Origin of the sequence: Terasakiella sediminum (assembly GCF_033100395.1) — a bacterium.
Lineage (GTDB): Bacteria > Pseudomonadota > Alphaproteobacteria > Rhodospirillales > Terasakiellaceae > Terasakiella.
The window spans coordinates 178005-196421 of record NZ_JAWLVJ010000007.1; the positions used below are offsets into that span (position 1 = coordinate 178005).

Annotated in this window: 17 protein-coding genes, 1 tRNA gene and 1 pseudogene; 11 read left to right on the forward strand and 8 right to left on the reverse strand. The window is 47.0% G+C overall.

All coding sequences use genetic code 11. The features are described 5' to 3' along the window. Positions 1 to 44: 44 nt before the first annotated feature. The 5 genes from iscX to RYZ26_RS07535 all read left to right on the forward strand — a co-directional run bounded on the left by iscX (position 45) and on the right by RYZ26_RS07535 (position 3328). Entirely contained in the window at positions 45 to 245 is a 201-nt protein-coding gene (gene iscX / locus RYZ26_RS07515) for a Fe-S cluster assembly protein IscX (RefSeq protein ID WP_317682566.1), read from the forward strand. An 8-nt stretch (positions 246 to 253) separates the two neighbouring features. After that, positions 254 to 979, forward strand: a complete 726-nt coding sequence (locus tag RYZ26_RS07520) for a DUF599 domain-containing protein (RefSeq protein WP_317682567.1) — start codon at positions 254 to 256, stop codon at positions 977 to 979. Next, on the forward strand, positions 976 to 2082 hold the full coding sequence (gene mnmA / locus RYZ26_RS07525) for a tRNA 2-thiouridine(34) synthase MnmA (RefSeq protein WP_317682568.1): 1107 nt from the start codon (positions 976 to 978) through the stop codon (positions 2080 to 2082). Before RYZ26_RS07520 ends, mnmA begins: the two co-directional genes overlap by 4 nt. 54 nt (positions 2083 to 2136) lie before the next feature. Then, positions 2137 to 3162, forward strand: a complete 1026-nt coding sequence (locus RYZ26_RS07530) for a patatin-like phospholipase domain-containing protein (protein ID WP_317682569.1) — start codon at positions 2137 to 2139, stop codon at positions 3160 to 3162. Between the two features lie 89 nt (positions 3163 to 3251). Continuing rightward, positions 3252 to 3328: transfer RNA gene (locus tag RYZ26_RS07535), tRNA-Met, on the forward strand. Positions 3329 to 3382: 54 nt separating this feature from the next. Here RYZ26_RS07535 and RYZ26_RS07540 read toward each other — a convergent pair. Further along, a complete protein-coding gene (locus RYZ26_RS07540) occupies positions 3383 to 3550 on the reverse strand; it encodes a hypothetical protein (protein ID WP_317682570.1) in 168 nt (55 codons plus the stop codon). Between the two features lie 231 nt (positions 3551 to 3781). On the opposite strand from RYZ26_RS07540, the gene RYZ26_RS07545 reads away from it, so the two are divergent. Further along, positions 3782 to 6259: a PAS domain-containing hybrid sensor histidine kinase/response regulator gene (locus tag RYZ26_RS07545; RefSeq protein WP_317682571.1), complete on the forward strand. Its 2478-nt coding sequence runs from the start codon at positions 3782 to 3784 to the stop codon at positions 6257 to 6259. A 198-nt stretch (positions 6260 to 6457) separates the two neighbouring features. Here RYZ26_RS07545 and RYZ26_RS07550 read toward each other — a convergent pair whose 3' ends face one another. Beyond that, entirely contained in the window at positions 6458 to 6826 is a 369-nt protein-coding gene (locus RYZ26_RS07550) for a hypothetical protein (protein ID WP_317682572.1), read from the reverse strand. 220 nt (positions 6827 to 7046) lie between these two features. Between RYZ26_RS07550 and RYZ26_RS07555 the strand changes: the two genes are divergently transcribed. Next, entirely contained in the window at positions 7047 to 7760 is a 714-nt protein-coding gene (locus tag RYZ26_RS07555; protein WP_317682573.1) for a substrate-binding periplasmic protein, read from the forward strand. A gap of 50 nt (positions 7761 to 7810) precedes the next feature. Continuing rightward, positions 7811 to 8620 (forward strand): metallophosphoesterase family protein, encoded by an 810-nt coding sequence (locus RYZ26_RS07560; RefSeq protein WP_317682574.1) that lies wholly within the window; start codon positions 7811 to 7813, stop codon positions 8618 to 8620. Here the strand turns inward: RYZ26_RS07560 and RYZ26_RS07565 are convergent. Together RYZ26_RS07565 and RYZ26_RS07570 are read right to left on the reverse strand one after the other, a co-directional pair. Beyond that, positions 8617 to 10278, reverse strand: a complete 1662-nt coding sequence (locus tag RYZ26_RS07565) for an EAL domain-containing protein (protein ID WP_317682575.1) — start codon at positions 10276 to 10278, stop codon at positions 8617 to 8619. The two genes, RYZ26_RS07560 and RYZ26_RS07565, sit on opposite strands and share 4 nt — an antisense overlap. A gap of 87 nt (positions 10279 to 10365) precedes the next feature. Continuing rightward, positions 10366 to 11586 (reverse strand): methionine gamma-lyase, encoded by a 1221-nt coding sequence (locus RYZ26_RS07570; RefSeq protein ID WP_317682576.1) that lies wholly within the window; start codon positions 11584 to 11586, stop codon positions 10366 to 10368. A 124-nt stretch (positions 11587 to 11710) separates the two neighbouring features. Here RYZ26_RS07570 and RYZ26_RS07575 point away from each other — a divergent pair, with 124 nt between their 5' ends. Continuing rightward, on the forward strand, positions 11711 to 12184 hold the full coding sequence (locus RYZ26_RS07575; protein WP_317682577.1) for an Lrp/AsnC family transcriptional regulator: 474 nt from the start codon (positions 11711 to 11713) through the stop codon (positions 12182 to 12184). Positions 12185 to 12187: 3 nt separating this feature from the next. On the opposite strand, the gene RYZ26_RS07580 is transcribed toward RYZ26_RS07575, so the two are convergent. Genes RYZ26_RS07580 through RYZ26_RS07590 form a run of 3 tightly spaced genes read right to left on the reverse strand, consistent with a single transcriptional unit; the run spans position 12188 to position 15042 of the window. Further along, positions 12188 to 12691: a P-loop nucleotide/nucleoside kinase family protein gene (locus tag RYZ26_RS07580; protein ID WP_317682578.1), complete on the reverse strand. Its 504-nt coding sequence runs from the start codon at positions 12689 to 12691 to the stop codon at positions 12188 to 12190. Continuing rightward, positions 12688 to 14364 (reverse strand): sensor domain-containing phosphodiesterase, encoded by a 1677-nt coding sequence (locus RYZ26_RS07585; protein ID WP_317682579.1) that lies wholly within the window; start codon positions 14362 to 14364, stop codon positions 12688 to 12690. The genes RYZ26_RS07580 and RYZ26_RS07585 overlap by 4 nt, the downstream gene beginning before the upstream one ends. Positions 14365 to 14406: 42 nt before the next feature. Then, positions 14407 to 15042: an rRNA large subunit pseudouridine synthase E gene (locus RYZ26_RS07590; RefSeq protein WP_317682580.1), complete on the reverse strand. Its 636-nt coding sequence runs from the start codon at positions 15040 to 15042 to the stop codon at positions 14407 to 14409. 51 nt (positions 15043 to 15093) lie between these two features. Between RYZ26_RS07590 and RYZ26_RS07595 the strand changes: the two genes are divergently transcribed. After that, positions 15094 to 15444 (forward strand): hypothetical protein, encoded by a 351-nt coding sequence (locus RYZ26_RS07595; RefSeq protein WP_317682581.1) that lies wholly within the window; start codon positions 15094 to 15096, stop codon positions 15442 to 15444. 978 nt (positions 15445 to 16422) lie between these two features. After that, positions 16423 to 17496: pseudogene (locus RYZ26_RS20005) on the forward strand (methyl-accepting chemotaxis protein); the annotation flags it as partial. Positions 17497 to 17665: 169 nt separating this feature from the next. On the opposite strand, the gene RYZ26_RS07605 reads toward RYZ26_RS20005, so the two are convergent. Further along, positions 17666 to 18340, reverse strand: coding sequence for a hypothetical protein (locus tag RYZ26_RS07605; RefSeq protein WP_317682583.1), 675 nt, complete (start codon positions 18338 to 18340; stop codon positions 17666 to 17668). Positions 18341 to 18417 lie beyond the last annotated feature (77 nt).

The following is an 18417-nucleotide window of genomic DNA, read 5'->3' on the forward strand; positions in this document are numbered from 1 at the left end:
GCCTTCGCGGGGATGACGAGAGAGATAGTGAAGGAGAGCATCTGATGGGATTACGCTGGACTGATATTCATGATATCGCCATTGAACTGGAAGATGCTCATCCGGACGTCGATATCCTGCAAGTTCGCTTCACTGATCTATGGAAATGGGTTCAGGAGTTGGAAGACTTCGAAGATGACCCTGAAAAGTCCAATGAAAAGGTCCTTGAAGCTATCCAGATGGCCTGGCTGGACGAACGAGATTAGGACGCGCCATGGATGCGGAATATATGCACGGCGTGACACTGTTGGATGCAACCGCACTTCTTTGGTTTTTAGTTGCATGGGCCGGTTATACTTACTTTGCGGATGGGTTTAGCAAGGACCGCACCAGCTTGATGACGGTAATGTATCATTATCGTCTCAAATGGATGAAAGAGTCACTTCATCGTGAGGTTCGTGTAGGGGATGCAGCTTTACTGTCTACCCTCATTCGATCGATTTCCTTGTTTGCCTCCACTGCGATCTTCATTATTGGGGGGATCGTTGCCATTTTTGGTGGGCTTGAACAGGTTCAGGATCTGACCAAAGATTTGACCTATGTGGCCAAGGCTTCCAAGGTCATGTGGGAGATCAAGCTTTTGGCTTTAGCGCTTGTCTTTGTTTACGCCTTCTTCAAGTTTGCGTGGGCGTTACGCCAGTTTAACTATATGATTATCGTTATGGGGGCCTTTCCTTCGCAGCTTCAGGCTGATACTGACGAAGCACAGGATATCGCCGAACGTGCAGCCAAGGTAAATGCATTGGCGGTACAGACTTTTAACCGTGGTATGCGGGCCTATTATTTCGGCTTGGCTGCCTTATCCTGGTTTTTGCACCCTTGGATTTTTGTCTGCGCGACCCTATTTGTTGTCCTTGTGATTTATCGCCGTGAATTCAAGTCAAAAACCTTGAAAACACTCGACCCGAATACTGCTTATAAAGCCGATGTAACGCCATGAACTCATTATATATTGATAAAGCCCCAGAAGATACACGTGTCATTGTTGCAATGTCAGGCGGTGTGGATAGTTCTGTGACCGCAGCAATGCTGAAGGAAGAAGGCTATGATGTCGTCGGTGTAACACTGCAACTTTATGATCATGGTGAAGCCGTCTGTCGTCCCAATACCTGTTGTGCAGGCCGTGATATCTATGATGCACGCCGGGTGGCTGATCAGATCGGTATTCCGCATTATGTGCTGGATTACGAAGAAATTTTCAAACGTGATGTGATGGAATATTTTGCTGACACTTATGTGCAGGGCGAAACCCCGATCCCATGTGTGAAATGTAATGAGACTGTGAAGTTTCGTGACCTGTTAGAAACCGCAAAAGACCTGGGCGGCGATGCTTTGGTTACAGGCCACTATGTGCAGTGGGAAATGACCGATCAGGGTGCCGTTCTGTTGCGCGGTGAAGACCATCGTCGTGATCAAAGTTATTTCATGTTCACCATGACGCAGGATCAGGCGAATTTTGTCCGTTTCCCCCTTGGTGGCATGTCAAAAGATGAAACGCGGGAGCTTGCCAAGAAGTATGGATTGGCCGTGGCCTCCAAAAGCGACAGTCAGGACATCTGTTTTGTGCCGGAAGGCAAATATGTGGATGTGGTTGAAAAGCTGCGTCCCGGTGCCCTGGAAGAAGGCGAGATCGTTCATGTGGATGGCACGGTTGTTGGCAAGCATGATGGGGTGATCAAATATACCGTCGGCCAACGCCGTGGTCTTGGCATCGCCTGGCCGGACCCGCTTTATGTTATCCGTCTGGATGCGGAGAAAAAGCAGGTTATCGTTGGTCCGAAGGAAGCCTTGCTGGAGTTCGAACTGGAGATTTCCGGTCTCAACTGGATTGGCTTTACCCCATTGCCCGCAGAAGGCCGTGACATGGTGGTTAAAGTCCGTTCCGCACAGCCCCCACAGGAAGCCACCGTCTATCCTGACGGCAATGGACGTGCGCGGGTGAAATTGAAAGAAGGTTATGCCGGGATTGCACCCGGGCAGGCCTGTGTTTTCTATGAAGGTGAACGCATGTTGGGTGGTGGCTGGATCGAATCAGCCAATTGATTGATTACTTCTGGCCTGTCATAGTCACGCTAAATTCAAGGAAGAGGCGTGAAGATGACAAAGAAGAAAACCGTTGCATTTGCATTAGGCGGCCTGGGCGGGTTTAACGCTCATGGCGTCGGTTTTTTTAAGGCTACACAGGACCTGTGCCTGCGTCCCGACATTATCTCCTGCACCTCTGGTCAGATCATCTGGGCGGCCAATTATCTGGCGGGTGATGACATCAAGGCACAGATCGATAAACAGATCGAAGACGGCAATGTGTTTGAACCACCCTTTGACTGGGTGAATGCCTATTGGATGGCCTCCACCGGGGAGGAGGGAATTTTCCGCCCCGCCTATATGGAAAATGCCATCAATTTCTTCAAACCCATGCAGGAGTTTACCGCACGGGAATTTTTAAATCGTCTTTTCCCGGCGCAGAAGTTTGTTCCAGAACGTAGCTATGAGGAATTTGATCGGGTGGCCGATATCTTCAATCGATCTGACGTAGGTGTTATCTTTAACAGCTTTATTCCGCAAAAGGGTCAGGAATGCCTGCATATGAACCAGGTGGCCTGTGATTTAACCGACCTTAAATACGGGCAGGAGCATAACGACAGTATCATTTGCCCCATTGATCGCGAAGGGGTGGAAGCGGCGCTGTGGCTCTATTTATATGGCTTTGAGTGCCAGAATAAGGGGGCGTTCCATCAGTTGGATGGAGCCTATCATCGCCAATTTATCATTCGCGAACTTTGTAAATGCAGTGATGTGATCTTTTCCGTGCGCCCACAGAATAAAGAATGGCGCGGGCCCATGCCGGAAAATGATTTTGAAATGAAGAACTTTACCACCCTGCTTTGGTTTAATGCGTCTTACAGTGGGGAAACGGCGAAGGTTCATTTGATTAATAAACTGCTGGATCAGGGGAAACTGAGCGAAGCGGACTATCGAAAGATTCACTTCGAAGAAATTCAGTTGGATGTGCCGATTGAATTCACTCAATATTTTGTTGAACGTAGCGCTGTCTACCAGGAAGGCTATGATGAAACCTACAGCAAAATCAACGAGATGCTAAAAAATGGACAATTAAATTAAAAAAATGTGTCAGCTTGTTCTTTTGGTGCTTGACACATCGGCGGTGGTGGCCTAAAAAGCGCCCACTTCGAAGCGCACAGCGTTTCCAAGGCTGGATAGCTCAGCTGGTTAGAGCGCGGCACTCATAATGCCGAGGTCGGCAGTTCAAGTCTGCCTCCAGCTACCAATTCAAAAAGGTCTCTGATGATTGTCAGAGACCTTTTTTTGTGGGCAGGCTTTGTTAGCTTGTCTGACTTTCAGATTTCCTGTTCTTGCGTTTGTCATGGTCGCGCAAAGCATAAGACATAAGCTGCGCTTCCACATCTACCGCATGACATTCCAGACCGCCTTTAAACTGGGCAACGATCCGTCCGTTTCTATCTGTTCTGTAAGCAATAGGGTGTTTCATCACAGCCTCCATCTTTGTTTAATACCTTAGTGAAATAGTCAGGTATTTGGAGGCTGTCAAGGTTGGGCCCATCTCTTTGATTTTAAAGCGATGTGTTATTGATGTGCGTGTTTATGGTTGACTTAGATCAGATGAGTTTTATCTATTCTTGTTATAAGGATAAGAAAAAGACTTTTGTGGTGACCGATGAGAAACGCGTTTTTATCTGTAATCATATTCCTTATCGTGTTGATGGTACATCAAACAGGTTTCGCCAAACCTACGTTTGAACAGGCGTTTGATAGCCATAATGCCGTTAAGCTTTTGATCAATCCCAAGACGGGCGAAATTGAAAAAGCAAATAACGCGGCAGCTGAATTTTATGGCTATCCGTTAAACGTGCTTGAAAGCATGAAGATTCAGGATATCAATCTGCTTTCGAAAGAGCAGGTCGCAGCTGAGCGTCAGCTTGCCAAGGAACAAAATCGCAATTTCTTTATCTTTCGTCATGAAACTGCCAAGGGTGAGATAAAAACCGTCGAGGTTCATTCATCTCCGATTGAATTTGATGGGAAGGTTCATCTTTATTCCATCATCCATGATATCTCTGAAAAGCGCCAGATGGCAGATGACCTCTGGCATTATCAGAATCAGTTGGAAGAAATGCTCGATCTTCAGTCTCAGGCATTGAAGACTCAAAACCAGATAATTATTGCGCTTTTATCCTTAACGCTTGTGGCGGCCGCATATTTTCTTTGGAAACAGCGTAAGCTCTTGTTGGCACAGCGCGAGATTTCAGCAATTGCAGAGGATGAACGCAAAAAACTGGACGATGTGATCTGGGCCACCAGTGCAGGCGTGTGGGAGTGGGACATCCAAACAGGTGGCGGCACCATTAATGCCCGATTTGCAGAAATGCTGGGCTATTCGTTTGAAGAGCTAACCCCATATTCCTTTGAGAAATGGAAAGCAATGTCACACCCCGATGATTTCACGAAAACAGAAGAAAAACTGGAACAGCATTTTAAAGGTGAGACAGAGGATTATGACTGCGAATTGCGCATGAAGCATAAGGACGGGCATTGGGTCTGGATTTATGATCATGGCAAGGTGGTTGAATGGTCAAAGGACAATAAGCCTGTGCGCATGGCGGGCATTCACACAGATATTACTGCGCGAAAAGAGGTTGAATTCGACCTTCAGGAACTTCAGAGCGAAATTCAAAAATCCAACAATCGACTGGAACTGGCGGAAGAAATCGCACAGATCGGCCATTGGTCCTTCAATGTCAAAAACGGTGTCGTGAAATGGTCTGACGGCCTGTTTAAAATTTTTAAGCGTGAACGGGTTGAGAACCTGGACTATCAGACCTTTACGCAATGGATACACCCCAATTATCGCCAGTATCATGATGATGTCATGGCGCAGATGCTTCTGTTACAGCCTGAGGAGACCATCGATGACTTTCGATATCAGCTGGTGACACCGGATGGTGAGGTCAGATGGGTTGAAGTTTATCTGCAAACGATATTTGATGATCTGGATAAGCCAAAATACTTCTTTGGCACCGTTCATGACATTACCGAACAAAAAGATGCTGAACGTGTCCTGAAAGAAGCAACCGCACTTGCCGAACAGGCCAACAAGGCCAAAAGCGATTTTCTTGCGAATATGAGCCACGAGTTGAGAACACCTATGATGGGTATCCGGGGCGTGTTGGATCTTTTGCGTGAAAAGCAGATTGTTGTGGATCACAGCGAAGGACTGTTGGAAGATCTGGACGTTTCATCACGTACCCTGATGGCGCTGCTGAATGACATTCTGGATCTCTCCAAGATCGAAGCCGGGATGCTGGTTCTGGATGCGCAGGCTGTTCAGCCAAATCTGGTACTGGGTGACACAGCTTCGCTCTTTGAAAGTGTGGCGAGTAAAAAAGGCCTGCAGATCATTCGGGAATTTGACGAAAGTCTGGAACAAACTTTTTTGCTGGATGAAGTGCGTTTGCGCCAGATCGTTAGTAATTTGCTGAGTAATGCCTTGAAGTTTACCCCGGCTGGTAGTGTGATGATCAAAGGGCAGGTACAGGATGAAAAACTGCACCTGGCTATAATAGATACCGGGATTGGCGTTAGTGAAGAACAACAGGAAACCATCTTTAATCGATTTGAACAGGCTGATGACAGTACCACCCGCAGATTTGGTGGCACGGGGCTTGGCTTGGCGATTACAGACCATCTTGTGAAATTGATGGGCGGTACGATTAAACTGGAAAGTCTGCCTGGGGAGGGGTGTACCTTTATTGTGGAAATCCCTGCGCCTGAGTGCAGCGCATCTGACAAGCATATCATGCCAGATGCTATTCACTTACCACCGTTGAAAGTGTTGCTGGCTGAAGACAATAAAATCAATCAGAAGGTTGTTAAGAGTATTCTTGAAAAGAACTCTCATATCGTCACGGCCGTGAATGACGGGCAACAGGCGGTTGACGCTTTTGCCAAGGGGGCATTTGATTTTATTTTGATGGATATGCAAATGCCAGTGATGGATGGAATGGAAGCAACATCCAAAATCCGAATGATGGATGCCGAAATTCCAATTCTGGCATTCACAGCTGATGCGGTGGAGGCAAACCATGCCAATTATGTGGATGCCGGGGTTAATGCGGTTGTGACCAAACCGATTACCTATGAAAAACTGACCTTTGCTATCCACGAGGTTTTGGATACCTAAGTCTATGTGCTGATTAGATGAATCTTTCAGTACATTGTTGCTTGCTATAAAATTAAAGTTATTTTGTGAAGAAAAATAAGAGGCTTAAGGTAGAAAGTTTAACGATTTGATCGATCATAAGGGGCGCATCACATCTGGCTGAGATAAACATTATTATTTAGGAGATGATAGAAGATGATGTCGAAAAGCTGATTACTCTTAAGCAGGTTTTGTCATTTCAGCATTACAGGCCAGACAGTTCTGTTCGTCCGGCAGGAAGGTGCCAACATACCAATCGGTCAGCATGTTGATGGTGTCGGTGACTTCTTCCCCATTGAGAGTGCTTGCAATTTCTTTAAGCTTTTGACGCGCGCTTTCAACTTTATTTTCGCAGATTGAGACATCGTGCGTTTTTGCACTGCTTTCCTTGAGCTTTAATTGGTTTTCAGCAGAGGTCAGAACCCCTTTAATCACGGCTTTGGTTTGCTGGTTTGTCAGGTTGTGATCATGAATCAGGGCCATATCCAGAAATTCATGCAGGTCGCGCAGAATTTCTTTGCCTTCACTGAAATATGAACACTGTGTCATTTCTTACTCTTTTGGATAGATCTTACCTTGTGGTTGTATAGTTCGAGATAGGTTTAGAGTCAACTTTATTAGATTTCCTGCATGAAACTCATTGGAAAGCCTCAGGGGAAAATAGGGGAGACTTGTATCATTTGGGCAAAGATAGATGATACAAGTGGAATGACACGCTAATGCTTTTGGTCAATTTTAAGAACATAACATTCCGTGTAAAATCATGATTATGAATGGTTTTATTTTACGGCTGGTGATTCTGGTCACCTGTGGGGTGTTGCTGTCGTCTAATCTTCAGGCGCAGGAATATGAATATGATCTTGTTATTCCGCTTAATCCGGAAAATTTTGGGGAGACCCGGGACAAGCTGGAAGGTCCGACCGGAAAGATTTTGAATGCCGTGATTGAAGTCAGTCAGACGGATCTCAGTTATCGGATCGCGAACTCATCACATGGCTACAACGCCTTTTACAAAGGGAAGTATGCCTGTGTGGCCCCTGACTCGACTGTCTATTATGACAAGGCCTCCCCTTATATCAATTCTCTGCCTATCCGCGATACCCATTGGGTGGCGGTTTATCGAAAAGATGGGATGAAGATTAAAGACCGTATGGATCTGGTCGGCAAAACGGTTGGTCTGATTTATGAAGCCAGTGCCTTGCGTGCCGTGGTCCCAAAAGACGGAGTTAATTATGATTATTTTTCTAACTTGCATGTGAATTTGAAAAAGCTGGACCATGGCCGTCTGGATGCGGTTGTGGTGCCTGAACTGGGCTTAGCTAAAATCCTTTCTGATCATTCTGAATTCAAGAATTTGACGTTTGATACTCAGTTCCCGCTCGCGGTCATCCCGGATCGGGTTATGTGTCATGACACCCGCCGTGGACGTCAGGTGATTGAGATCGTCAATGAAGCTTTACGTGATTTGAACAAAGATAATTAAAACGATATAATAAAAAGAAAAAACGTCGCAGAACTCTGGGAGAAACGGCTATGAAAGTACTGGCCATATCTGACCTGCACCTGGAAACCCGCACGTCAGAAAGCGCACCTTTGCAGTTTGATGCAGAAGGGGCTGATCTGTTGATTTTGGCCGGGGACATTGACGAAGGCGAGCGCGGTTTCTTATGGGCGGCCAATGTGGCCAAACGGTATGACCTGCCCACCGTTTATATCAATGGCAATCATGAATATTGGGGCACGGGCCTGCATCTTCGTGAAATTCTATCCAACAAGGCGGCTGCCTATCGTGAACGTGGCGTACCCATCTGGTTTCTGGAACGTGAGATCGGCTATATCCCGGTAAAGGAACACGTTGTGCGCGTACTGGGGGCAACGCTATGGTCCGATTTTGCGCTAAACGGGGAAGAAGAACAGGATAAGGCCATGCAGCAGGCGCTACGTCACATGCCGGATTATAAACATATCCGCACGCATCCCTGGATGTTTTGGAAGCGATTGCGCCCGCAGCACACGCTTGATTTATGTGAACGGACCATCCACTGGATGTGGGAAGAAGCGATCCATCCTTATGATCATGGACCGACCATCTTTGTTACGCACAATGCGCCGTCGTTCCAATCGGTTTCAGATGATCATTCTGACCATGTGCTGTCCCCGGTTTTTTCGTCCAATTTTGAAGAGCTGATTGATTTTGCTCATGTCTCTTTATGGGTGCATGGACATGTGCATCATAGTGTGGATTATCAAATCCATAATACGCGAGTTCTGTGTAACCCGCATGGTTATTTTGGGCAGGAAAACCCGGATTATGATGGGCATAAACTGGTTGAGTTGAATTAACGCTTGGAATGATCAAACTGGTTTTTGAATTGTAGAGGGTCCGGCACAGCTTTACCAAAATACCAACCTTGCGCAAAATCAATCCCAGACTTCATCATATGGTCCGCCATATCCTTGTCTTCGATCATTTCTGCAATGGTGTGGATGTTCAACCCGTTACACATGGTTGCCATGGCACGCAGAAGGTCATGGCCTTTTTCGGTGGCATAAGCACGTTTGACCACGGGACCGTCAAATTTAACCCCATCCACATCCAGGGCATTGATATAGTCAAAGCTTGCCGCGCCTGAACCAAAGTCATCCAGACAGACTTCAAAGCCCATTTTACGAATATTCTGTAACAGATTATTCACCATCGGCAAGTCATCAATCTTGGCTGATTCCGTAATTTCAAACATCAATTGACCGGCAATGTCGGGGGAATTGCGCAGAATCATATGAAGTTGGTCCATAAAGGTCTTGTTACTTAAAGAAAGGCCGGACAAATTAACTGCAATCGGTGGAATAAAGCCCTTTTTCTGGAAGGAGTAGATGTAATCAATCGTTTTCTTGATTACACTCATGTCCAAATCACAGATTATATTTACTTCTTCAGCCAGTCGGACGTAATTGAACGGGGATTCATTGGACCGATCACCTGTTAGGCGCAATAGGCCTTCAAAATGATGCACGTATCCGCCTTTAAGATGAAAGATCGGCATGAAGTGAATGTCCAGGTCGCGTTTGCGGATGATGTCTTTGATATATCCGACATTTTCCACCGTATTTGTCATCAGCGTCGACAGGATGTCGGACATGGAATTTTGTTTCAGGCTGCTTTCATTCTCGCAGAAGGTCTGCATGGTGTAGATCAGCGCCTTTGTGACCTGTTCTTCATTCAAACCTGCGCCATCCACATCCAGTGTGGTTGAAATGGCCTGAACCTTGTCTCCGTCCGGAAGGATATTACCTGCCAGTTTTTCGAGCTGGTCATTAATGTCATTGGGGTCTACATCATGGGTATGGACGAAACTGAAACTTTCTGTGTCGATGCGGCTTGCAGTATCTCCGCCAATTGAATTGCTGTTTAAAACATCGCCGATGGCACCCAGCAGTTTTTTCTTATCCGTTGCGCCAACTTTGGTTAAAAGCCCGTCGAGTTGGTTCAGTTTTACCAAGGAAACCTGCGCATCTCCGCCTGCACTGATAAAGGATGTGACGCGCTGGGCAGCAGATTGTGCGAAAGAGGCAACTTCCAACAGGCCGCTTTCCTCATCTTTTTGCAGCTTTTCTTCTTTGGCAGCAGCCGCGCGTTTGGTATCGACTTTCAGGGCGAGGAAGAAATGGTTGTTAAATTCGGGAACGCGATAACCGGATAGAATAACCGGGATTTTGCTGGCTTTGATCCCGCCTAAGGAAAGGGAGGCATCATCCAGACGCCCCCGATCTTTTGCGCTATCCAGCAATTGGGTAGTGAGTTGTTGATCATCACTGTGAACAATATTCAGAAAGCTGTGGCCCAGAAGATCTGAACTGCTTTTGCCCAGCATGACGTCGGTCGCACCCGCAACATATTCGACCTTGCGATCGATGTTCAGTTCAAACAGCAAATCGGCACGACAAAAGGAGAGCGCCAGCAGGCGTTCCCTTTCGCGTTTTCTTTTTTGGTCAGCAGCCATATGTTCTCAATCCAAAGGTATATTTTTGTTATTTTGGATTGTTATAGCACTTTTTGCGTTAAAGAACTGTTATCACGGCGGAAATATTTACTCTGCTGCCATATGTTCAGATTCTATCAACTGATCGAGTGCCTGTACCAGGTCACTTTGAATATCTGCCACATCCTCCAGGCCGACGGACAGGCGGATCAAGCCATCACTGATCTGATATTCCGCGCGTTCTTCTGGTGTGTAGGTGGAATGTGTCATGCTGGCCGGGTGCTGGATCAGGGTTTCCGCATCCCCTAGGCTGACTGCGCGTTTGATCATTTTTAAAGCGTTCATCATAACCTTGCCGCCTTCGAGGCCGGATTTGACTTCAAAGGCGATCATGCCGCCAGGCAGCTTCATTTGCTTGGTGGCAAGGTCATGTTGTTCGAAGCTTTTTAGCCCCGGATAGTGAACTTTCGAAACGGCAGAATGAAGTTCCAGCACTTGCGCAATTTTCAGCGCGCTTTGACAGTGACGGTCCATGCGAAGATGCAGCGTCTTAAGTCCGCGCATGATCAGCATGGCATTCATGGGCGACAGCACGGCGCCGGTCATATCTTTTAATCCTAGCAGGCGCACATTTGTCATGTCTTCTTTTGAACCAGCCACACATCCGGCAATCAAATCGCCATGGCCGCCCAGATATTTGGTCGCACTGTGAACCACTAGGTCTGCGCCCAGGGTAATAGGCTGACACAGATAGGGGGTGGAATAGGTGTTATCGACAATGACTTTCACATCATCGTGGCCGTGTGCAATCTTTGAAATCTCTTCAATATCCACCAGGCGCATGTTGGGGTTGGCCGGGGTTTCAAAATAGACGATGCGGGTTTTATCTGTGATGGCGGTTTTTAGGTTTTTCGGATCGGTCAGGTCCACATGTTTGACGGTTACATCAAATTTGGACAGGCCGTGACGCATGAAAGCAAAGGTGCAGCCATAAAGCGTTTTATCCACAATGACTTCATCGCCGGACTTCAGGAATGTCCAAAGAACTGCACTGATTGCTCCCATTCCGGATGCGGTCGCAAGGCCCGCTTCTGCATTTTCAAGCGATGCTATGCGTTGTTCCAACAGGTCCAGTGTCGGGTTGGAAATGCGGGTGTAAAAATGACCTTCACGTTCACCTGCAAACATTTCCCCGCCTGCTTCTGCTGTATCAAAACAGAAGGTCGAGGTCATATGTAAAGGCGGGGTTAGTGCGCCTTGTTCTTCTTGTGCGTCATAGCCGAAGTGGATGGCGCGTGTTGCAAAACCGTTTTTCTGATCTGTAGTCATGGGGATACCCTTTAGTCAAATTTCAATCTTTCCATTATTTTACGCTAAGATTGTCGCAATGTGCTTGCGTATGCTGCTAAGTAAATTAATAATATTGGCAGATTATGCTAAGGAGTGTTGCTTTATGGATCAGATCGATCGCAAAATTATCCGCGAACTACAAAATGATGCCCGTCTGACGAATCAGGAATTGTCCGAAAGGGTCAACCTATCCCCGTCACCCTGTTTGCGTCGGGTGCGCAAGCTGGAAGAAGATGGGGTGCTGAAAGGCTACACCGCTTTGGTGGATCAGGAAAAATATGGTTTGGGGCTGGATGTGTTCGTCCTGATCAAGCTGGAAAGGTCTCAGGAAGAATTGATCGAAACGTTTGAACGTCATGTGAATGAGATCGATGAAATTCTGGAATGTTATCTCATTACCGGGACTGCCGATTACTTGCTGCATATCGTTAGTCATAGTTTGAAGAGCTATGAAAAATTCATGCGTGAACGGTTGACCAAAATCCCGGGGATTGATTCGGTGGAAACCAGTATTTCATTCAGTACGGTGAAAAAGCAGCATGCTTTTCCATTAATGCGTCAGTATGAAGATTTGTAGGTCTTAATTCTCGGTGATGTGGATGGTGTGATCTGCCAATTCATCTTCATCCATGACTTCAAAGATTGTCTCGCAGAATTCGAAAATCTCTTGGGAGACTTCAAACTGAAAAGTATCCGTCTTTTCTGTATTGCGTTGTTGTACGCGTTGCCAACGGGTTTCTTTACTAATGTCCAGATAATGGCATTCGTAGGTAAAGCCTGCTTTGGTTAAGACGCTTTTGACCCGGTCTCGTTGTTCTCTGGCAAAAAAGCCAATATCCAGAATGATATTGATCTGATTGGATAAAAGCTGCACCCCATCCAGCAGCATCTGTCGTTCAATGCGTTGCGTGCGTTCCAAGGCCCATTGGTATTGTGGCGGGTCGGGCATATCCATCAGGAACAGGGTTTTCATCCACTGATCCACATTAAAGATATGGGCCTTCTTTTCAACCGCCAGCTTTTTGGCATAGGTGCTTTTGCCTGCACCCGTATTGCCAATAATCAGGTAAGCTTTCTTACTCACTTGTCACCCATACGAACTTTGTTGGTCGGTGCAAAATTGCGCGAATATTGTAGTGGGTCCGGATCTGGCTTGCCAAAGTGCCAGCCCTGACCGAAATCGATGCCACAGTCTGCCATATGTTTGGCCATCGGTTCATCTTCCACCATTTCTGCTACGGTGTGGATGTTCAGGTCATGACACATGTTGGACATCGCACGCAAAAGGTCACCGCCTTTTTCTGTTTGATAGGCACGTTTGACCACGGGGCCATCAAATTTCACCACATCTACATCCAGCCCGTTCAGATAGTCAAAGCTGGCGGAACCGGCGCCAAAGTCATCCAGGCAGACTTCAAATTTCATTTTACGGATGGACTGCAGGATTTTGTTCACCTTGGGCAGGTCTTCAATGCGGGCGGATTCTGTGACCTCAAACATCAGATGGCCTGACATTTCAGGCGCATCTTTCAGCATCTTGTGTAATGTCTTCATGAACATCTCGTTACTGAGGGATGCACCAGACAGGTTGATCGCCACGGGGGGCAGGAACTTTTTCTGGCGGAAGTGATGGACGCGTTCAATGCTCTTTTTTACAATCGCCATATCCAGATCACAGATGATCCCGACTTCTTCAGCCAGACAGATCATATGGAAGGGCGATTCTTTCGCGTGTTCCCCTTTAAAGCGAACCAGGCCTTCAAAGTGATGGACATAGCCTTTTTTCAGATCATTGATCGGCATGAAGAAGATATCCAGATCCATGGATTTGGACACTTCTTTAATAAAGCCAACGTTCTTGACCGTATTGGTCATCATGCCGGAAAGCACATCAGACAGGGCATTTTCACGAACCGAGCCCTTGTTCTCACAGAATTTCTGCATGGTGTGGATCAAGGCACGGGCGACCTGATCTTCACTCATGCCTGCGCCATCCACATCCAATGTGCTGGAAATCGCCTGCACCATATCGCCATCCGGATGGATTTGGGCTGCCAGGGCTTCGATCTGTGCGTTAATCGCGTTGGTATCCACCCCTTCGGCATGGGCAAAACTGAAGCTGTCACCATCAATGCGGCTGGCGGTATCGCCGCCGATAGAATTGTCGTTTAAGACTTTTCCGATTTCACCCAGCAGTTTTTTCTTGTCGGTTGCCCCAACGGTATTGAGCAAACTGTCCAGATGATTGACCTTCACCATGGATACTTGCGCATCCCCGCCTGCGCGGATAAAGGAGGTCACACGTTCGGATGCGACCTGAGAGAATGATTCGGTTTCAAGCAGATCGGTTTCATCATCCTTGATCAACGGTTCGATCTTGCCGATGGCCTTTTGCAGGTTCACCTTGATCGCCAGGAAAAAGTGATTGTTGAAGTCCGGTACGCGGTATCCGGAAATGGAGGTCCGAACCTTCTTGCCACCGGGGCCTTTTAAATGAAGGGTGATGTCATCCAGGCGGCCTTTGTTGCTGGCCGTCTTAAATAGTTCAGCCAGCAATTTGTGATCTTGTTTGTGGACATAATCGACAAAGGAGGTACCTTGCATCTCATCCGGGTTTTTTCCGACCAGAACGGGGGTGGCACCTGCGACAAATTCAATGTCGTGATTGTCATTTAATTCAAACAGAAGGTCAGCCCGGCAAAAGGAGAGGGCGACAAAGCGTTCTTTTTCTCGTTTGGTTTTATCTGCAGCTGACATCTGAGCCCTCGTTCCATATCGTTTTAGATAGAATAAATGTTTTTATCCCTTGTTTCTACGATGTTTTTTGTTTCTGTGTGAATTTTGGTTTGGTGATTTACGTTGGGGCGGCAGTTTAGGAAGATCGCCTTCCTGCAAAAGGGTCTCTTTCAATTCTCCTGTTGGGATGTTGTCGAGGCTCCAATTTCCGATGGCATAGCGGATTAGCCGCAGGGTAGGGAAGCCAACAGCTGCTGTCATACGCCGCACCTGACGGTTCTTGCCTTCCTTGATGGTCAGTTCAATCCAGCTGGTGGGGATTTTTGCACGAAAACGCACCGGTGGTGCGCGTTCCCACAGAATGTCGGGTTCATTCATCAGGCGGGCTTTGGCCGGGCGGGTCTTGCCGTCTTTTAATTCCACACCTTTTCGTAAAGCCTCAAGCGCTTCTTCTGTCGGCACACCTTCCACCTGTACCCAATAGGTCTTGGGCAGCTTGAATTTAGGATGGGAAATCCGCGCCTGTGTGGGGCCGTCATCGGTCAGCAGCAATAAACCCTCGCTGTCCTTATCCAGTCGTCCTGCGGCATAGACGCCGGGGATTTTGATGTAATCGGCCAATGTCTCTCGTTCGATGCCTTCGTCGGTGAATTGGCACAGCACATTAAATGGTTTGTTGAACAAGATTATTTTCGACATGGGCAAGGATATCTTCTAGAAGAGGGGCAACGATAATATAGGGATATAATTATGGCGCATAATGCAGACAATGCCAGCTTTAGCAATGTTACAGATCAACAATTACGCTCCATCATTCTGGAAAGCCTGACAGAAATGACCTGGCTGCTGGAAGAAACACCCTGTTTGTCGGCTACCTCCCTTGCAGATCAGCTCAATGAAATAAAGAAGGCTGCGTTTGAACAAATGTATGCCATTGGCCGTGAAACTATGGAGCGGGACCGTTCCGAAGAAGTCTTAAAAGCCATCCGCGCGTTGCAGGATGCCTTTGGTCAGATCATTGTCGCCATTTCACCCATGGATAGTGTGCGCCAATGCCTGAAGGATGTTTGGTTGAAGGAACTTGCGAGCGAATCGCAATAGAGTAATCCTGCACTAAAATACCTTAATGTAAGATAATTATCTTTCGCAATGCGGTATGGCGGATTTCCGCTTATTGCCTGAATTGTCATGCGCGAAATTCCGCACACAAAAATGCACGAATGAAAACAATTTACAAATTTTTGTGACTTTTATGGGTTTTTACGTAGAAAACACGCTTTTGCCCATTTAAGCGGCACGTCCCTTTTTGTTAAAACTGTTCCAACAAAAACGATAAGCAACTTTGAGCAAGAGTTGGATAAACCCTCAACAATAAAAATAACAGGAGGAAGAGAACAGTGGGGACAAGCCAGAAAACTGGTCGTGTCTCTGTACGGAGCGCTAAAAATGAACCTGACCATCAAAAAGAAGATTTTCCTGATCTGTGTGATCGTGCTGGCCGCCTTGTCAGTCATCTGGGGGACCGGCCTGTGGACCAATATGAAAGCCACCCAAAGTGCCGAGGTCACCAATAAACTACGAACCGAAATTGATTTTCTGAATTTACTCAGACGTCAAAATCTAGTCGTGATTTCCATGGCCAATAAAATGATCGTCGCTTTCGCCAATGAAGATATTGACGGCGACCAATTTGAAATCATTACCGATAACGGCAAGCTCTTGCTCGCCAACAAAGATACCCTTTCCAAATATCTTGATGTGGAAGAACTCAAACCTCTTGTGGTGCAGACAGGCAAAGACCTGGACAAGCTGATGTTTGAACTCGACAAAGGCTTTGCCCCCATGGTGGAAAAGGGAGAACCCAACTTTGCCGCCCTTACGCGCCTCAGTCTGACCGTTGATTTGGTGGGCGATCGACTGGATCGCAACATCGGGGCAATTGGGGAACATATCCAACATCACTTAAGCGAAGCCATGGTGGAGTCTGAAGAATCCCTGGCGACTGCTTCTTACGTCACCACCGTTGGCTATATCTTTGCCGCCATCGCATCCGGCCTTTTATTGATCCTGTTGGGCCGTAGTATCGTGAATCCCATCAGTCGCATGACTGATGCGATGGCGAAGCTGGCTGGCGGGGATAAAGAGATTGAAATTCCGGCGACCGAACGATCTGACGAAGTTGGCGGCATGGCAAAAGCTGTGCTGGTCTTTAAAGATAATATGATCCGCGCTGATGAGCTGGCGTTGGAAACCGATCGTACCAACCAGGGTTCACGCGACCGTGCGGTTAAACGCAAAGAGATGATCCGCCTGTTTGATGACAAGATCGGCTCAGTTCTGGATGAAGTTGTGGCATCGCTTAATACTATGGCTGAGATGTCGAAAGAGATGAAAAACTCCACCACCCAGACCCTGGGGCGTTCTGAACAGGTCACTCAAAGTTCCGCCACGGCCAGTCAGAATATCGCCGAGATTGCTTCGGTTGCTGATGAACTTGCGTCTTCCATCAGCGAGATCAGTGAGCAGGTGAACTATTCCTCCAAAAAATCAAGTGAAGGCGTGCAGCAGGCAACCAATACCGGGACAACCGTGGAGGAACTCTCTGTTGCGGCAGAAAAGATAGGCGAAGTCGCAGGTCTGATTACCGATATTGCTGAACAAACCAACCTGCTGGCTCTGAATGCGACTATTGAGGCATCGCGCGCTGGTGAAGCAGGCAAAGGCTTTGCGGTTGTGGCAAGTGAAGTCAAGAACCTCGCCACCCAAACCAGTGCGGCCATTGATGATATCCAGAAATATATCAATGATATCCAATCCGCCACCCATGATACGGTTACGAGCATTCAAAATATCTCCAGCTCCATCAGCGAAATCGACCAAGTCAACGCCACCATCGCGGCAGCCGTAGAAGAACAAGCCGCAGCCACCGGAAATATCGCGCGCAACATCGACGTCTCAGCCCAATCCGTCCAAGAAGTAGACGGCTTTATTGGTTCGATGCAGCAAGACGTGACCTCTTCTTGCACGGTGGCCGATAATGTCAAGGAAGGCGTAGAAGATATCGATCAACAATTCACCAACCTGAAAAAAGAAATCGAACACTTCCTCAAAGACGTCAGAAACGTCAGAACCAAGGCCATCCAAGCGGCCTAACAATTTATGCTCAGCAAGAACCGTCATGGCGCACCTCGTTGCGCCATAATGGGTTTGCTCAAGTAAATGGCATTTACCCATTAAGCCGCAACGTATGCGGCTTGACGAATTCTCTTTAGCAGAATGTAAAAATAACTCTGTCCCTGTGAAAACAGGGACCTTTCCCCCATTAGTCGCACTTAAACCGCCACCTCAAAGCCAGCAAAAACAAAGCCAGCAACGTAAAACTCATAATAGATTGCAGCGAGGCGAGGAGTTTTACGCCCGTCGTAATATTAAAGGGAACAAGCGATTTATATTTTCCTGACCAGACCTGAAAGGGATGCACAATCTGCTCAATGGTAAAGTTGAAGGTTTTTGAAGTCAGGCTGCCCAATGTCTTTGGTGTTCCATCAACAAAAGGCATGTTATATCCGAAAAAATAGACAAAACAGAAAAAGGCAGAGACGGCTAAAAGCCAAGCCAGTGGCCTGCTCGTACAGGTCCCATATTCCGACGTCACATCATAAATCCAAGACAAAAACTTGTCCCAGCCTTGCAAATCCGACGTCCGCTTGGCACGTTGTTCCAACACATTAAAGCGCCCTTGCTCAGAACGATTTCGAAAATCCTCCATGCGGAGCTTTAAAACACGATAGGCATTCGCCGCTTCCACTTTTTCATGGGCATCGCCTTTGTCAAAAAAATCAGTGCCGCGAAAACTAATATCCGAATGAAGCTCCGCATTATAAAATTCAGGCGCGACAGTAAATTCGACATTTGAAAAATCGGTGGTGTCATTAAATTTACGATTATTAAAAAAGGCTCTACCCTTAAACTTTGATCCCCTAAGAGCCTGACCCAAAAGTAGTTGAGTGATTACAGTCAGTTATGATTCTATCGGTTTGCTACAACTGATGGAGAACAATAATGGCTTGGACA

What these genes read in the sequence shown, in the direction of transcription:
- RYZ26_RS07530 (WP_317682569.1), top strand. Translation starts at nt 2,137, where the DNA reads ATGACAAAGAAGAAAACCGTTGCATTTGCATTAGGCGGCCTGGGCGGG.
- mnmA (WP_317682568.1), top strand. Translation starts at nt 976, where the DNA reads ATGAACTCATTATATATTGATAAAGCCCCAGAAGATACACGTGTCATT.
- RYZ26_RS07575 (WP_317682577.1), top strand. Translation starts at nt 11,711, where the DNA reads ATGGATCAGATCGATCGCAAAATTATCCGCGAACTACAAAATGATGCC.
- RYZ26_RS07520 (WP_317682567.1), top strand. Translation starts at nt 254, where the DNA reads ATGGATGCGGAATATATGCACGGCGTGACACTGTTGGATGCAACCGCA.
- iscX (WP_317682566.1), top strand. Translation starts at nt 45, where the DNA reads ATGGGATTACGCTGGACTGATATTCATGATATCGCCATTGAACTGGAA.
- RYZ26_RS07565 (WP_317682575.1), bottom strand. Translation starts at nt 10,278, where the DNA reads ATGGCTGCTGACCAAAAAAGAAAACGCGAAAGGGAACGCCTGCTGGCG.
- RYZ26_RS07570 (WP_317682576.1), bottom strand. Translation starts at nt 11,586, where the DNA reads ATGACTACAGATCAGAAAAACGGTTTTGCAACACGCGCCATCCACTTC.
- RYZ26_RS07560 (WP_317682574.1), top strand. Translation starts at nt 7,811, where the DNA reads ATGAAAGTACTGGCCATATCTGACCTGCACCTGGAAACCCGCACGTCA.
- RYZ26_RS07585 (WP_317682579.1), bottom strand. Translation starts at nt 14,364, where the DNA reads ATGTCAGCTGCAGATAAAACCAAACGAGAAAAAGAACGCTTTGTCGCC.
- RYZ26_RS07540 (WP_317682570.1), bottom strand. Translation starts at nt 3,550, where the DNA reads ATGAAACACCCTATTGCTTACAGAACAGATAGAAACGGACGGATCGTT.
- RYZ26_RS07545 (WP_317682571.1), top strand. Translation starts at nt 3,782, where the DNA reads ATGGTACATCAAACAGGTTTCGCCAAACCTACGTTTGAACAGGCGTTT.
- RYZ26_RS07550 (WP_317682572.1), bottom strand. Translation starts at nt 6,826, where the DNA reads ATGACACAGTGTTCATATTTCAGTGAAGGCAAAGAAATTCTGCGCGAC.
- RYZ26_RS07590 (WP_317682580.1), bottom strand. Translation starts at nt 15,042, where the DNA reads ATGTCGAAAATAATCTTGTTCAACAAACCATTTAATGTGCTGTGCCAA.
- RYZ26_RS07595 (WP_317682581.1), top strand. Translation starts at nt 15,094, where the DNA reads ATGGCGCATAATGCAGACAATGCCAGCTTTAGCAATGTTACAGATCAA.
- RYZ26_RS07555 (WP_317682573.1), top strand. Translation starts at nt 7,047, where the DNA reads ATGAATGGTTTTATTTTACGGCTGGTGATTCTGGTCACCTGTGGGGTG.